The sequence below is a fragment of the Gracilibacillus dipsosauri genome, from assembly GCF_003176895.1.
Lineage (GTDB): Bacteria > Bacillota > Bacilli > Bacillales > Amphibacillaceae > Gracilibacillus > Gracilibacillus dipsosauri.
Genome location: NZ_QGTD01000008.1, coordinates 64,727 through 77,039, shown reverse-complemented (window position 1 = coordinate 77,039; position 12,313 = coordinate 64,727). Strand labels below are relative to the sequence as shown.

The 12,313-nt window shown below is 36.1% G+C and carries 14 protein-coding genes; all 14 read right to left on the bottom strand.

Going from position 1 to position 12,313, the window contains the following annotated elements:
• Positions 1–29: 29 nt before the first annotated feature.
• Positions 30–566, bottom strand: a complete 537-nt coding sequence (locus tag DLJ74_RS07265; protein ID WP_054787858.1) for a GNAT family N-acetyltransferase — start codon at positions 564–566, stop codon at positions 30–32.
• 13 nt (positions 567–579) lie between these two features.
• The gene (locus DLJ74_RS07260) at positions 580–1,137 is read right to left on the bottom strand and encodes an AAA family ATPase (protein WP_109983970.1); all 558 of its coding nucleotides are present in this window, start codon (positions 1,135–1,137) and stop codon (positions 580–582) included.
• Positions 1,138–1,303: 166 nt separating this feature from the next.
• Positions 1,304–2,356: a pseudaminic acid synthase gene (gene pseI, locus DLJ74_RS07255; RefSeq protein ID WP_109983969.1), complete on the bottom strand. Its 1,053-nt coding sequence runs from the start codon at positions 2,354–2,356 to the stop codon at positions 1,304–1,306.
• Positions 2,353–2,898, bottom strand: a complete 546-nt coding sequence (pseH, locus tag DLJ74_RS07250) for a UDP-4-amino-4,6-dideoxy-N-acetyl-beta-L-altrosamine N-acetyltransferase (RefSeq protein ID WP_054859076.1) — start codon at positions 2,896–2,898, stop codon at positions 2,353–2,355. The genes pseI and pseH overlap by 4 nt, the downstream gene beginning before the upstream one ends.
• 4 nt (positions 2,899–2,902) lie before the next feature.
• Complete coding sequence (pseG, locus tag DLJ74_RS07245; protein WP_181397462.1) at positions 2,903–3,964, bottom strand: UDP-2,4-diacetamido-2,4,6-trideoxy-beta-L-altropyranose hydrolase; 1,062 nt, start codon at positions 3,962–3,964, stop codon at positions 2,903–2,905.
• A 12-nt stretch (positions 3,965–3,976) separates the two neighbouring features.
• Positions 3,977–4,708 carry a cytidylyltransferase domain-containing protein gene (locus DLJ74_RS07240; protein ID WP_109983967.1) on the bottom strand — a complete coding sequence of 244 codons (732 nt, stop codon included), beginning with the start codon at positions 4,706–4,708 and terminating at the stop codon, positions 3,977–3,979.
• Positions 4,709–4,717: 9 nt separating this feature from the next.
• Positions 4,718–5,920 carry a UDP-4-amino-4,6-dideoxy-N-acetyl-beta-L-altrosamine transaminase gene (gene pseC, locus DLJ74_RS07235; protein WP_109983966.1) on the bottom strand — a complete coding sequence of 401 codons (1,203 nt, stop codon included), beginning with the start codon at positions 5,918–5,920 and terminating at the stop codon, positions 4,718–4,720.
• A gap of 13 nt (positions 5,921–5,933) precedes the next feature.
• Complete coding sequence (locus DLJ74_RS07230; RefSeq protein WP_109983965.1) at positions 5,934–6,878, bottom strand: dTDP-glucose 4,6-dehydratase; 945 nt, start codon at positions 6,876–6,878, stop codon at positions 5,934–5,936.
• Positions 6,879–7,592 (bottom strand): acylneuraminate cytidylyltransferase family protein, encoded by a 714-nt coding sequence (locus tag DLJ74_RS07225; protein ID WP_219987223.1) that lies wholly within the window; start codon positions 7,590–7,592, stop codon positions 6,879–6,881.
• Positions 7,586–8,338 carry an SDR family oxidoreductase gene (locus DLJ74_RS07220; protein ID WP_109983963.1) on the bottom strand — a complete coding sequence of 251 codons (753 nt, stop codon included), beginning with the start codon at positions 8,336–8,338 and terminating at the stop codon, positions 7,586–7,588. Before DLJ74_RS07220 ends, DLJ74_RS07225 begins: the two co-directional genes overlap by 7 nt.
• Positions 8,339–8,341: 3 nt before the next feature.
• On the bottom strand, positions 8,342–9,229 hold the full coding sequence (locus DLJ74_RS07215) for a Gfo/Idh/MocA family oxidoreductase (protein ID WP_054787863.1): 888 nt from the start codon (positions 9,227–9,229) through the stop codon (positions 8,342–8,344).
• Positions 9,230–9,231: 2 nt separating this feature from the next.
• The gene (locus DLJ74_RS07210; RefSeq protein WP_181397460.1) at positions 9,232–10,119 is read right to left on the bottom strand and encodes an aldo/keto reductase; all 888 of its coding nucleotides are present in this window, start codon (positions 10,117–10,119) and stop codon (positions 9,232–9,234) included.
• A 98-nt stretch (positions 10,120–10,217) separates the two neighbouring features.
• Complete coding sequence (locus DLJ74_RS07205) at positions 10,218–11,648, bottom strand: hypothetical protein (protein ID WP_109983960.1); 1,431 nt, start codon at positions 11,646–11,648, stop codon at positions 10,218–10,220.
• 20 nt (positions 11,649–11,668) lie between these two features.
• The gene (locus tag DLJ74_RS07200) at positions 11,669–12,292 is read right to left on the bottom strand and encodes a class I SAM-dependent methyltransferase (RefSeq protein WP_109983959.1); all 624 of its coding nucleotides are present in this window, start codon (positions 12,290–12,292) and stop codon (positions 11,669–11,671) included.
• Between the last annotated feature and the right edge of the window lie 21 nt (positions 12,293–12,313).

Sequence of the window (12,313 nt, the reverse complement as noted above, 5' to 3'; positions counted from 1 at the left end):
ATTTAGAATACATGTTTTACTCTTTTTTCTTATGCTAATCCTGCTATTTTGCCATATACGACAATATCTTCGAAGCGATCATTTATCCATTCAGCTTGTTGCATAATGCCTTCTTTTACAAATCCAAGCCTTTCAGGGATTGCCCGACTTTTCTTATTATTTACTGCTGCCTTTATTTCCACACGGTTAATGGATAGTTGATTAAATGCATAATCAGTCAGTGCTTCCACTGATTTAGTCATTATTCCTTTTCCTTCATAATTTTTATCCAGCCAATAGCCAATTTGTACACTCTTATTTGACCAATCAATTTGGTTAAATCCTGCGACTCCGACCACTTTTCCTTTCCATACAATAAAGGTGACCATACTTTTCTGATCTATGTAATCTTGCCGACTTATTTGTATAAACTTTCTCGAATTTTCAACCGTTTTGGTAAAGTCAACCCATGGAAGCCATTCACGTAAATACTCTCGAGATCGATCTGTTAACTGAAAAATTCGATCTGCATCCTTTAGTTCTGGGAATTTCAATGAGATATTTTGATTTATGTAATAAGTGAACATGACTTTCTCTCCTTTATAATTGGAATGCTGTTATTATTTTTTGTGCAACTTGTTTTGGGCTAAGAAATGTATTATTGATCCTAATATAATACTCTTCTTCTATTTCACCATTAGTAGAATTCAGACGATATTTCTCAATCGAATTTTTTAGCTCTTGTTCAGATCTATTAATATTTCGTTTGGAAGGTTTTTCCTCCAATCGGTTAGGTGTTCGATTTCGCTCTAATCTCGTATCTATATTTGCTTCTAATTCTACAAAGTAAACTTCTGCTCCGTTCGAACGGAATATATGACAAAAACGTTCCACCTCTTTCCAATCTTGTTCTAGGTTAAATGCCCATACATAAGTGAAAATCATCCCAAGCTGATCTGTTTGCACAAATGATTGGAAAATTTTCTCGCGAAAGTGAGAGGACAAATGAAACATCTCTGAAGTGAAGTCAAAAAATGGATGAAGTAACTCTATGGTCATATGGTTGTGAAATAATTTTAAGCCTGTTAAATTCGATAGTTCTTTACCAACAGTCATTTTCCCCACTGCCTGAGGTCCAAATATAAGGATAAATTTCAAAATATCCCCCTCCTCTTACTCGTTAAATAAAAAAATATTGTTATAATTTCTATAATGCTTAAATCTATATTAACATTTTTTTCTAATAACGAGAATGAGGATAATAAAAATCGAATTCACTATATTTTTAAGTGAACTCGATTATACAACAGTGAGACACGTTCCTTTAAATTAAATCCCAATCAACTGGAGTACCCTTTGGAATATTCTTCTTAACCGTTTTGCCTAATAAAATGTCATAATATTTTGGTGGTAAGCCATATCCAGGTCGGATAACTCGCATATTCTCTTTTGTAATTTTTTCACCCTTCTTCATATTATCTACAATATATAAGGATCGTCGATATTTTTTGGATGGGGTTTCTGCTTTAGTTGTTCCATAATGTATGTGGCCTAATCCCTGCCATGCTCGTTTGGCTTCCGCTACAAGGACCTTCCATTCGTCAGGCTCTAAGGAAAACTGGGAGTCCACGCCACCTTCTGCTCTGGATAAGGTTAGGTGTTTTTCAATGACTGTTGCCCCTAATGCAATACTTGCTAATGCTACTCCCGAACCTAGCGTATGATCTGAAAGGCCAATTTGACACTGAAACAAATCCTCCATATGAGGGATCGTTCGTACATTACTATTTTCTGGTGTTGCAGGGTATGTACTCGTACACTTGAGTAATACCATTTCAGTGCAGCCAGCCTCTCTTGCTGTTTTTACTGTCTCCTCAATCTCGGCAGCACTACACATACCTGTTGAAATAATCATAGGTTTTTTAGTCTGGGCAACTTTTTTAATTAAAGGTAAATCGGTACACTCAAACGATGCGATTTTATACATAGGAACTTGTAAACTTTCTAAAAAATCGACCGCTGTTTCATCAAACGGTGAACTGAATCCAATAATACCCAGTTCTCTACATTTATCAAATATAGCTTCATGCCATTCCCATGGTGTATAGGCTTCTTGATACAATTGATATAAGGACTTATTCTTCCATAAGCTCTCTTGATCACGAATGACAAAATCGTCCATTTTTGTTTCATTCAAAGTCATGGTGTCTGCTGTATATGTCTGAATCTTTAAAGCATCAACCCCAGCTGCTGCTGCTGCTTCGACTATTTGCAAAGCCCGTTCTAATGACTGATTATGATTTCCTGACATTTCTGCAATGATAAAGGGCGAATGATTCTTGCCAATAAAACGTTCTCCTATAACGATGTCTCTCATCTTTTCCCTCCTTTATTTTCTAGGAGACCTTCACGGACTATCTTCCATTGTTCGTGTAGTAAAGCCATCGGGATAACATCTATAAACAAACCTTCCTTTCGAACATGCTCCACAAATTTACCTTCTGCTTCAAATCCTAGCTTCTTGTGAAAGTGCAAGCTTACCTCATTTGTCTGAATCACTTCTGCACAAATTTTATGCATTCCTTCTTCCTGAAACATTTTATCTAATGCCAAAATGCCCATCATGGTACCTGTGCCTTTTGGTGCTGCTTCTTCTCCAATATAAAAACCCCAATAACATCTCGCATGGGTCTGATCCATGTCAAAAAACTGAACAAGTCCAAGTGGCTGATTGCCATGATAAAAGATCATTACCTTTTTTTGAGGATTATTCATTAGATGCTGAAACCACTCAAGGTGCTCCTTCCATGTGATAAGATGATCATCATACATAAATGCTCGAACCCTTTTTGAGTTACGCCATTGCAAAATAAGGCTTAGTTCTTTCTCTGATAAAGCTTTTAATGTGAATTCATCCATATATCTAAACCTCCATGATATGCTTAATTAGAGATTCTTGATCATAATCCTTGATTAATTTCTGACAGGCGTCTGACATCCTTTTTAATAGAATGGGGTGGTACATTATTTGCTCCAAGGTTGATCCAATCATTTCTTCTGTCACCTCTTCACTTTTCCCTAAGTGATAAATTGCTCCTAAATTTGCTACATGCTCGAGAATTTCGGTTTGATTGGTGGCCGTCTCAATTGTAATAGTTGGAAGATGGAGATAGCATCTCTCCCATGTCGTTGTTCCACCTGCTCCAATCGCTAAATCTGCTTTAACCATTAAATCTACTAGATAATCTATTTGAATATGAAGCTCACGATCGGAACGAGCAACACAGTAGTCTCTTAACTGTTGTTGAAATGGATTAGAACTACCGATTACCACATCTACAAATAATTTGGTCTTCGGTAGTTGATCAATTGCCTTTAGCACCTTCATCGTTTCATTAGTAGGATCACTTCCACCAAATGAGACGAGAATTCTCTTTAAATTTGAGCTTTTCACTCGCCTACGATGAATCTGTTGAAATTCTTTTCTCAGTAATACAAAATTAATTCCAAGTAGAGTGGTCGCATTCTCTGGTATTAACCGATCATATCGAGATTCTTTATTTGGCAATTCATTTTGATCTAATAAAAGATCGCAATCATGTTTTCTATCGGCTAAATCATCTATTACCATTATCTTTTTTACTTTAGGTCTTATCGCTTTTTCCCACTTCTGATCGATAGCATAATGGTCGATAATTAACCAATCGACGGAGGGATAGACTGATAGAATCTCCTTCGTTTTCTTTACATCCTTCTTCCATTCGGAAAGCATCCATTCAAAGTGGTTGTTATCGACAGATCCTGATAATACCATCACCTCGAAACCGTGTCTTTTAATTTCCTTTATCAGATGACCAGGAAAATCATGACAAATAAAAATAACATTTGCTTGGTTTTCTTGCAACATATCCGCTAAGACAAGACATCTCATGACATGGCCAGTTCCAATTTCTCTTGAGGCATCTGTTCTAATAAAAATATTCAAAGCATCCACCTACTAATCTTCTTTCTGTTGTATACTTGTGTTGATTAATTGCCATTCTGGGTTTTCTTCTAAAACCTTTAACGTATCTGAAAAGGTGAATTTCGGGTTTCTTGGATATATTTCCTCTAAGATTCTTTTGATTAATCGATAATCCTCTATCGTATCCACCGTCCAGCGATGGTGACTATAATTAGTAGAGGATGAGACATTAACAAATGGAAATAAGTCTGGATGGTGAAGCATGTATCTGGTAACATGTTCACGGTCTATTGGATTTATTGCTTCTTGATGTGTCTTTTTTAAGGCTCCAAAACTAAAAACTTCTGTATCTAATCCCCTCGGAAAGGTTCTTTTCAGTGTGTTGGACACAAATCGATAAGGATGATCATGCTGAAGATAGGTTTCAATTACCTTATCTATTTGAAAAGGATCGATTAAAGGACAATCCGCTGTCAATCGTACAACGATGTCCGCTCTTGCAATCATAGCAGTGCGAAAATAACGATCAAGCACATCCTCTTCAGATCCGCGATACCATGCAATATCTAATTCTTGACATAATGATATAATTGGATTATCGCCTGAATGACAAGTTGTAGCCACCACGATTTCATCAATTTTTGTTGACCTACCTACCCGTTCTAATTGATATGCTAACAATGGCTTACCAAGAACTTTTTTTAATACTTTTCCTGGTAGTCTAGTAGATCCCATGCGAGCTTGTATGATTGCCACTACCTTCATGTCCTCACCTCAATCAGTAGAAAAATAGGCATGAACCTTTTTCACAGCAGCTATGACATCTTGAATATCCTGTTCTGACATTTTCGGATATAGAGGAAGAGTAATGATTTCTTCATATAGATTTTCTGCAACTGGACATATTCCTTTCTTATATCCCAATTGCTGATAATAGGGATGCCAATATACTGGAATATAATGAACATTCACCCCAATGTTTTCTTTCTGTAATGCTTGGAAAAATAGTAAGCGATCAGCTTTTATTTTGTTTGACTTTAAGCGAATCATATATAAATGCCAGCTAGAATGACCATCTTCGTGTTGAAACGGTGTAATAATAGCATTTAAATCTTTGAACTGTTCCGTATATTGTTTCGCATATGTTCTTCTCGTACGAAGAAATTTGTCCGATTTCTTAAGCTGACTTAGCCCTAATGCTGCTTGAAAGTCGGTCATTCGATAATTAAAGCCAAGATCTTGCATCTCGTAATACCATGGATGATCATGATACAACCATCTGTTTGGATCTCTTGTAATCCCATGTGTGCGAAAGCTTTTTAATTTATCATATAAGGACTTTTGATTTGTAGTAATCATTCCCCCCTCACCGGTTGTAATATGTTTTACCGGATGAAAGCTAAACATTGTCATATCAGCGATGGACCCTATTCGTTTTCCTTTGTATGTCGCACCTAATGCATGAGCGGCGTCATCTATAACCAACAGCTTGTGTTTTTTGGCTAGCTGTTGAATTTGATCATAATTTGCAGGCTGACCGGTATAATCCACGGTGATAATCGCTTTCGTTTTTCCCGTAATGAGGGGTTCTATTCTTTCTGGAGAAATAGTATAGGTGAGAGGATCAATATCAGCAAACACTGGTTTACCATCCAAATATAATATTGCATTCGAAGTGGCAGCAAAAGTCATAGGGGTTGTGATCACTTCATCCCCCTCGTCGATATTTGCTGCATAGCAAGCCGCATGCAATGCTGCTGTACCGCTTGAGAAGGCAACAGCATATTTTGCTCCAACATAATCCGCTACGCTTTCCTCAAAAGCCTGAATAATAGGGCCTGTTGTCAAATAATCACTTCTTAAAACATTACTAACTGCCTGAATATCTTCGTCTTCGATCCATTGACTCCCGTAGGGTAAATAAGCGTCTCTTACTGGCTTCCCTCCATAAATGGCAAGCTGTTCTTTTTTTCTCATGGTGCTTCCTTCCTTATATTAAATTCGTTGATGTAATCCATTCTTCCGTTTTCATGATCCCTTCCTCTAGGCTATGCATAGGCTCCCAGCCTAATAATTGCTTTGCTTTCGTATAATCACATAATAATCGAGCAATTTCACTTTGTGGATGAATATGTGGTACATGCGTAATACGTGCTTCGTCCTTTACTATTAATTTCGCTAATTCATTAATCGAAATATCCTTGCCTAATCCAGCATTAATGATTTCCCCATCTACATTGGAGGCATATCCTGTTTCGACGACAAACCGTGCGCAATCCTCTACATATAATAGATCCCTTGTTTGTTTTCCATCACCATAAATTTGTAAGGTTTTACCCGCAAGTTTGTTCTTTAGAAAAATAGCAACAACTCCGCCTTCTCCCCCCGTTTTTTGAAAGGGGCCATATGTGTTAAAAGGTCGAATAACAGTAACAGGTAATCCATATGCATAATAGTAAGACAACACCATATTTTCTGCCGCTAATTTCGCACCCGCATACGGGGATGCTGGTTTCACCTGATTTGTCTCCTTGATTCCACTATCATCCATGGCTTTATCGTAAACCATACAAGTGCTCATAAAGATAACCTTTGTTTGATTTTTTTTACATTGTTCTAGAATATTAAAGGTTCCAACCACATCATTAGCGAACGTCGTGCTCGGTTCATCAATACTGTCCTGTACATTAATGCTTGCCGCTAGATGATAGCAAATATCAAAGGAATTCTCGAACAACTTCTCTAGAAGAGGAATGTCCTTAATATCTCCATAGGTTAATCCATTAAAATGATGGTTGGATTCAAATTCTTTAAGGTTTTCCTTTCTACCATTAGATAAATCATCTAATACCCAAACTTGGTGGCCGTCCTTTAATAGTCGAGCTACTACCCATCTTCCAATAAAGCCAGCACCACCAGTTACTAAAATATTCAATCAATTCACCTCATTTATTCTTAATCGCTCTTTCATTAATAATTCAGCCATCGCTAAATCTTCTTTTGTGTCAATATCGATAGCACTTTCCCAGTCGAGCTCACAAATTTGATAGTTCTTTCCATAGAAGGTTTTTTCCTTTTTAAAAGCTTCTGCTTGAGCAATCCAAATAGCACCAGTTGGACAATATAGCTCTGGAAGATCCTGAGATCTAGAGCGTAATTCTTCTTCAAAAATTGGCTTCGGTTGATTGTTTGTATCTATATGCAATGCCCACCATGGATTCAGCCATTGATATCTTGTTACACTGATCTGGAAGGCGGTGTTTGACTTCTCAAAATAATTAATAGAGTTGCGAATATCCTCACTAGTCCTCAGTGGACAATTGGGCATTAATTGAACAATAGTGGAAAATTCCTTCTCAAAAAACTTCTCAGCTTCGATTAATGCACTGAAGGAAGCTAAGCTAACTGGAGATTGGTCATCAGCGTGCTTCTTCCGTAGAAAAGGAACCTCTGCACCATACTTTTGGGATATTTCTGCGATTTTTTCATTATCTGTACTCACGATTATATGATCAAAAAGTTGAGATTCCTTTGCAGCCAAAATAGTCCATGCAAGCATTGGCTTACCATGAAATTCCATTCTGTTTTTATTTGGAATTCGTTTAGAATTGCCTCGAGCAGGAATAATGCAAATGGATTCCTTTACCAAATTGTCCACCCACCATCAATCACCAAATTGTGCCCTGTAATTTGCTTAGACTTATTAGAAACAAAAAAATCTACTGCTCCAATTACATCTTCCTCTGCTAGCATATCACCTGATGGAGTGAGTTTTGCGTACCTTTCAGCAAATGCTTGATCAACACGGCCTTTAATTCCTCCAAATGATATGCAATTAACGGCTATCCCCTTTGATGCCATTCGTACTGCTAATTCCTTGGTTAAGTGAATTTGTGCTGCTTTGGACACACCGTAATTAATTGGAGATTCAGATTCAAAATCTTCATATAGATGGACATTTGGTGCAACAATCCCGTAGATAGATGAAATATTAATAACAGATCGTAAAACTAATGGGTCCTTTTGGGCAAAATGCATGGACCATTCATATGGAACCACTACATTTAGGTTAAATTCATTTAGCCATTGATCACGTGGTGTTTTACCATCAACGATTTGTAGATAATCTCGATTACGAGCATTATTTATTAGTATATTGATCACTAGATTATTTTGTTCACAAAACAGGTCAATGGTTCGCAGTGCGTGGTCGGCTTCTATATCGACAGCTAATGAGTAAAAATGATTGGTATTTTTCAATTTTTCTCTCATGTCTGTAAGCTTTGCTTCATATCTCGAGGTGGTTAGCACCTTGTATCCATTATTTAAAAAGTGTTGAACAAGCTGAAATCCTACTTTACCAGTACCTCCAGTAATGAAAATCGTTTCTTTCATAGATTAAATCCCTGCCTCAATAAATTCGACTGTTTTTAACATTTCTTCATGAGAAAGTGGAGCTTCCTTTCTTGTTACAATACCGATAAATTTCTCTAATGAAGACTTAAATGCAAGAAAAGTGTCTTTCATTTCCAGCTCCATATAGTCATCTGTACCAATCAGTGTAATTCGAAATGGTAAATATATTGCTTCCTCTACTACTGTTATATTAATTAATACATCGTCTTGTGTTAGGTAATTTACATGAACAGCGCCATCAGATTTCGTTACAGTGGATGATTGAATGAGATGGTGATAGCCGATCAAGCGCAAAATTGGATCTATCACATGAATTGCATATTTCTCCCACGACTTCATCACAACAGCATGAATTGATTTGATCTTTCCAACCCTTTTTAATCTATCTTTTGCTAGATTATATTCAGTGGCATATTTAAGGGCAGAGCAAGAAAAGATTTGGCCTTTTTCCTTTTCCTTTAGTAAAATTTCTTCTGCCTTTTTCCGATGAATCGCTAACGGCTTATCGATATAAATAGGAAGGCCTGCTTCGATAAAAATCTCACTATTGATAAGATGATTCTCATAATCATCTCTCGCTAACAGAATAGCGTCCACCTTTCCAATCATTTCTTCCTTTTTATCTACAATATGCGCAATGTTAGCTGATCTAGCAATGTGTTGAGAAATTGTTCTATCCTGTGTCCAAATATGGGTTACTTTCGCACATTTGATCGCATCATCTGGGAATTTTTTTTCACTCAAATATTGAGGTATGGTAGGGAAAGGGCAATCTTGCATATATTCTGGATCATAGCCATTACAGATCGCTGACCAAGAATAGGGATGACCATTTCCCTCATTCATACCAATTATTCCGAGCTTTAGCATTTTTACCATCTCCTTGGATCAATCAAATCTATATCTGAGAGTTGAAAGGAATCGAAAAGAATCTTCCTGTCATCTAATGCTTCAAATGACGCCACGATTTCTTCTAGTTGCTGCAGGTGGTTAATACCAACTAATATATGATCAATTTCATCGATTTGTGAGACAAACTTTAAGGCTCCATCCAGTTTTGTCATTTGGTACTTATCTAGAAAGGCCTTTAGTTTTTGGTTATAAGGTATATAACGATGGAATTTTTTGGGTAGCATATGTTCATCTGCAAGTAAGATACCTTGGAGAAAGATCGATCTAGCATGAATTTCTATATCTTTATCTTTTATTTTTCGCAATGCTCCAGAGTGAAGTAAGCGTTGATCATAGAGATTGATCGGAATTTGAAAGACATCCAAATCATAATTTTCTAGTAAAGTGGAAACCATGTCTTCGTCATAGATCGATACACCTATTTTCTTGATTAGCCCCTCCTCTTTCCATCCTTGAAGTAGCCGAAACAATTTATTACCATTTGCTACTATTAGATTTTGGACATTATGAACAAAAATTCCTTCGATTTGATTTACCTTTAATTTCTTCAAGGATTGATAAAAGCTTTCATTAATCTTTTGTAGGTCCACATTTTTTATAGATTCTACAAATATATGAGGGGTTTTAGAATAAATAGTAAAATAGTTATCTGTGATGATTTCTCCTAAAACTTGTTCACTCTTTCCGTAATCGGCTGCTGCATCGAGAATATGAATATTATTATTTCGGCAATATTGTAGTATTTTTTTCACTTCCTCTTTAGAGGTCCGGCCATTTAAATTAGTGATTCCGTAGTCTAAGCCGAATTGCGCAGTACCTATGATTAGGTCAGATAAACGGCTAATCATAAAACCACCCCTTTCCTGAGTGAACGAAAAAGAGTGAACATTCCTTCTTTTCTTTAGGATTACATCCATCATATTCGTTCAATTTAAGAATATACATGTTAAAAAGGTGTAAATTTACCATTCATTAATTCATATATCAATGCTTTCAACCTTTTCTCTGAAATACCCTTGTATGGGTATGCATAGCGCAAAAATTGCTCTCGCTTATTCTTTGCATAGCTTTTCCAGTGCGGTGTTGTAAAAAATAAAGTAACTAATTTGGCAAGCTTACGGGGATCCTTTTGAACCATTTCATTTAATGGGTTATAATAACCGGTATAATTTGGGAATGAATTATCGAGAATAAAAACAGGTTTATCTGCTAACATGGATTCTAGTGCAACGGTTGAAGTATAGGAAACAACACAATCTACATGTGGCAATATATCGTATAGACTACTGATTTTAGAGGAAGAGACGACTGGAAATTCCTTTGTTAATGGATGGGCATCCTTTCCAGGTATATCTTTAATAAGAATATTGACATCCAACTTTTTGGCATAGATAGTTTTTAAGAATAGCCTCCACTTCTCAATTTTTTGATTTTCACGGACAACAAGCATAATTGTTTTCTTTCTTGGATCCAAACCCAAATTTTGATGGAATGCTTTCCTTGTTTGTTGTGGTAACTGCTTCGCTTGATCAAATCGTGGATGTCCGATAATTTTTAATCCATGTTGATTCACTCCTAATTGCTTATACCAATCTACTTCGAATTGGCCATAGACTGCATCAATTGTTGCTATCTTTGGAATAAAGCCTTGCTCACTATTCATTATTCCATGCTGAAGACAAATACTTGGTATCCCTCTTTCAGCTGCCACTAATGATAGAATCCGACTGATATAACTATGCGTGCTTGACACAAGTACACATGAAATCGGAACCTCATCAAAGAATTGATTTACTTGTTCGATCATTTTAATTGCTTGTGGAATTTTTTTTATCACTTTTGCTTGGAACAATTGATTTTGATAAAAAGGACTATGTTTAGTTGATTGAAATAAAGCCCTTGCTTTATTTTGAACAGCAAGAATCTCTTTTTTATAGGCGGAGGTACGATAATGACAGAGGTTCTTAACTGGTAAGCCAAACTTAATAGTCTTATTTTTTGAAGTGGAAGAGGTAGTGGGATCCGCTACAACGATTAACGATTTAGATTTTTTAAAGGATTTCTCATAAGATTTATCTGGTATTCGGAGAATCGGATCAACGTGAATAGCAATCTTACCATTATTGATTTTTTTCTTTTTAAACCTTTTATGATGTGAATTTACATATTTGGTGAATGCTGCTTGAAATTCTCTTTGATGATTTATTTGGTAGGTTAAGGTATCCGCAAAATTTTCCTGCCCTAAAGCATTAGCCACTTCTTTATTGTTTCTAACTAGGTTAGGAAAGTGTAAAATGTACGGAAGTGAAAAACCTTTATACGTAAGTTCTTTAAACTCCTGTAAAAAATGATAATACAACGACCAGTAATTGCGCATTTTTGTCTCCACAAGATCACCTAGTTTCTTTGAAACATCTTACTGAAGAATTTTGTTAAACCCTTTTGCTTTTTAAAAACACGAATCGTATATGCGCCTAAACCGAGTTCTTTTTCCCCAGTATTTGCTTCGATTTGCTTCATCCCTAAGTTTTCAAAAATCACTTTATAATTCCTTGGAAATAAGCGCCAATTTTTTGCTGTCTCCGCTTCAATGGTAATAAGATAGGATTTCGTTACTCGTGCCATCTCTTTAAATATCCATTCACTTTCTGGATGAATATGCTCTAATACAGCCATGGTAAAGACGACGTGATATTGATTATTAGGTATTTCTTTAATAATATTTTCGATTGGTGAATGAATAATCGTAGCATCTTCGTATAAGGTGGGAAAATTCTTTTTAAGAGAATTCACAGCCTCTTCACTTATTTCAATACCTGTCAAATTCCTGTAGTGATTTTTCATTAAATGATTCAGATTTCTTCCAACATTACACCCAAGTTCTAAGATTCTGTGTCTATTCTCACTATACTTCTGAATATATTCTAGTAATAATTCACTTCTTCCCACTTTATCAATATAATAATCGGATTTACTCACATGCTTCCAATAGTCATGAATTTCTCCTAGGCTTTTACTCATCCAAATTTCTCCTTCCCGACA

What these genes read in the sequence shown, in the direction of transcription:
- DLJ74_RS07265 (WP_054787858.1), bottom strand. Translation starts at nt 566, where the DNA reads ATGTTCACTTATTACATAAATCAAAATATCTCATTGAAATTCCCAGAA.
- pseI (WP_109983969.1), bottom strand. Translation starts at nt 2,356, where the DNA reads ATGAGAGACATCGTTATAGGAGAACGTTTTATTGGCAAGAATCATTCG.
- pseH (WP_054859076.1), bottom strand. Translation starts at nt 2,898, where the DNA reads ATGGATGAATTCACATTAAAAGCTTTATCAGAGAAAGAACTAAGCCTT.
- DLJ74_RS07240 (WP_109983967.1), bottom strand. Translation starts at nt 4,708, where the DNA reads ATGAAGGTAGTGGCAATCATACAAGCTCGCATGGGATCTACTAGACTA.
- pseC (WP_109983966.1), bottom strand. Translation starts at nt 5,920, where the DNA reads ATGAGAAAAAAAGAACAGCTTGCCATTTATGGAGGGAAGCCAGTAAGA.
- DLJ74_RS07220 (WP_109983963.1), bottom strand. Translation starts at nt 8,338, where the DNA reads ATGAAAGAAACGATTTTCATTACTGGAGGTACTGGTAAAGTAGGATTT.
- DLJ74_RS07215 (WP_054787863.1), bottom strand. Translation starts at nt 9,229, where the DNA reads ATGCTAAAGCTCGGAATAATTGGTATGAATGAGGGAAATGGTCATCCC.
- DLJ74_RS07210 (WP_181397460.1), bottom strand. Translation starts at nt 10,119, where the DNA reads ATGATTAGCCGTTTATCTGACCTAATCATAGGTACTGCGCAATTCGGC.
- DLJ74_RS07205 (WP_109983960.1), bottom strand. Translation starts at nt 11,648, where the DNA reads ATGCGCAATTACTGGTCGTTGTATTATCATTTTTTACAGGAGTTTAAA.
- DLJ74_RS07200 (WP_109983959.1), bottom strand. Translation starts at nt 12,292, where the DNA reads ATGAGTAAAAGCCTAGGAGAAATTCATGACTATTGGAAGCATGTGAGT.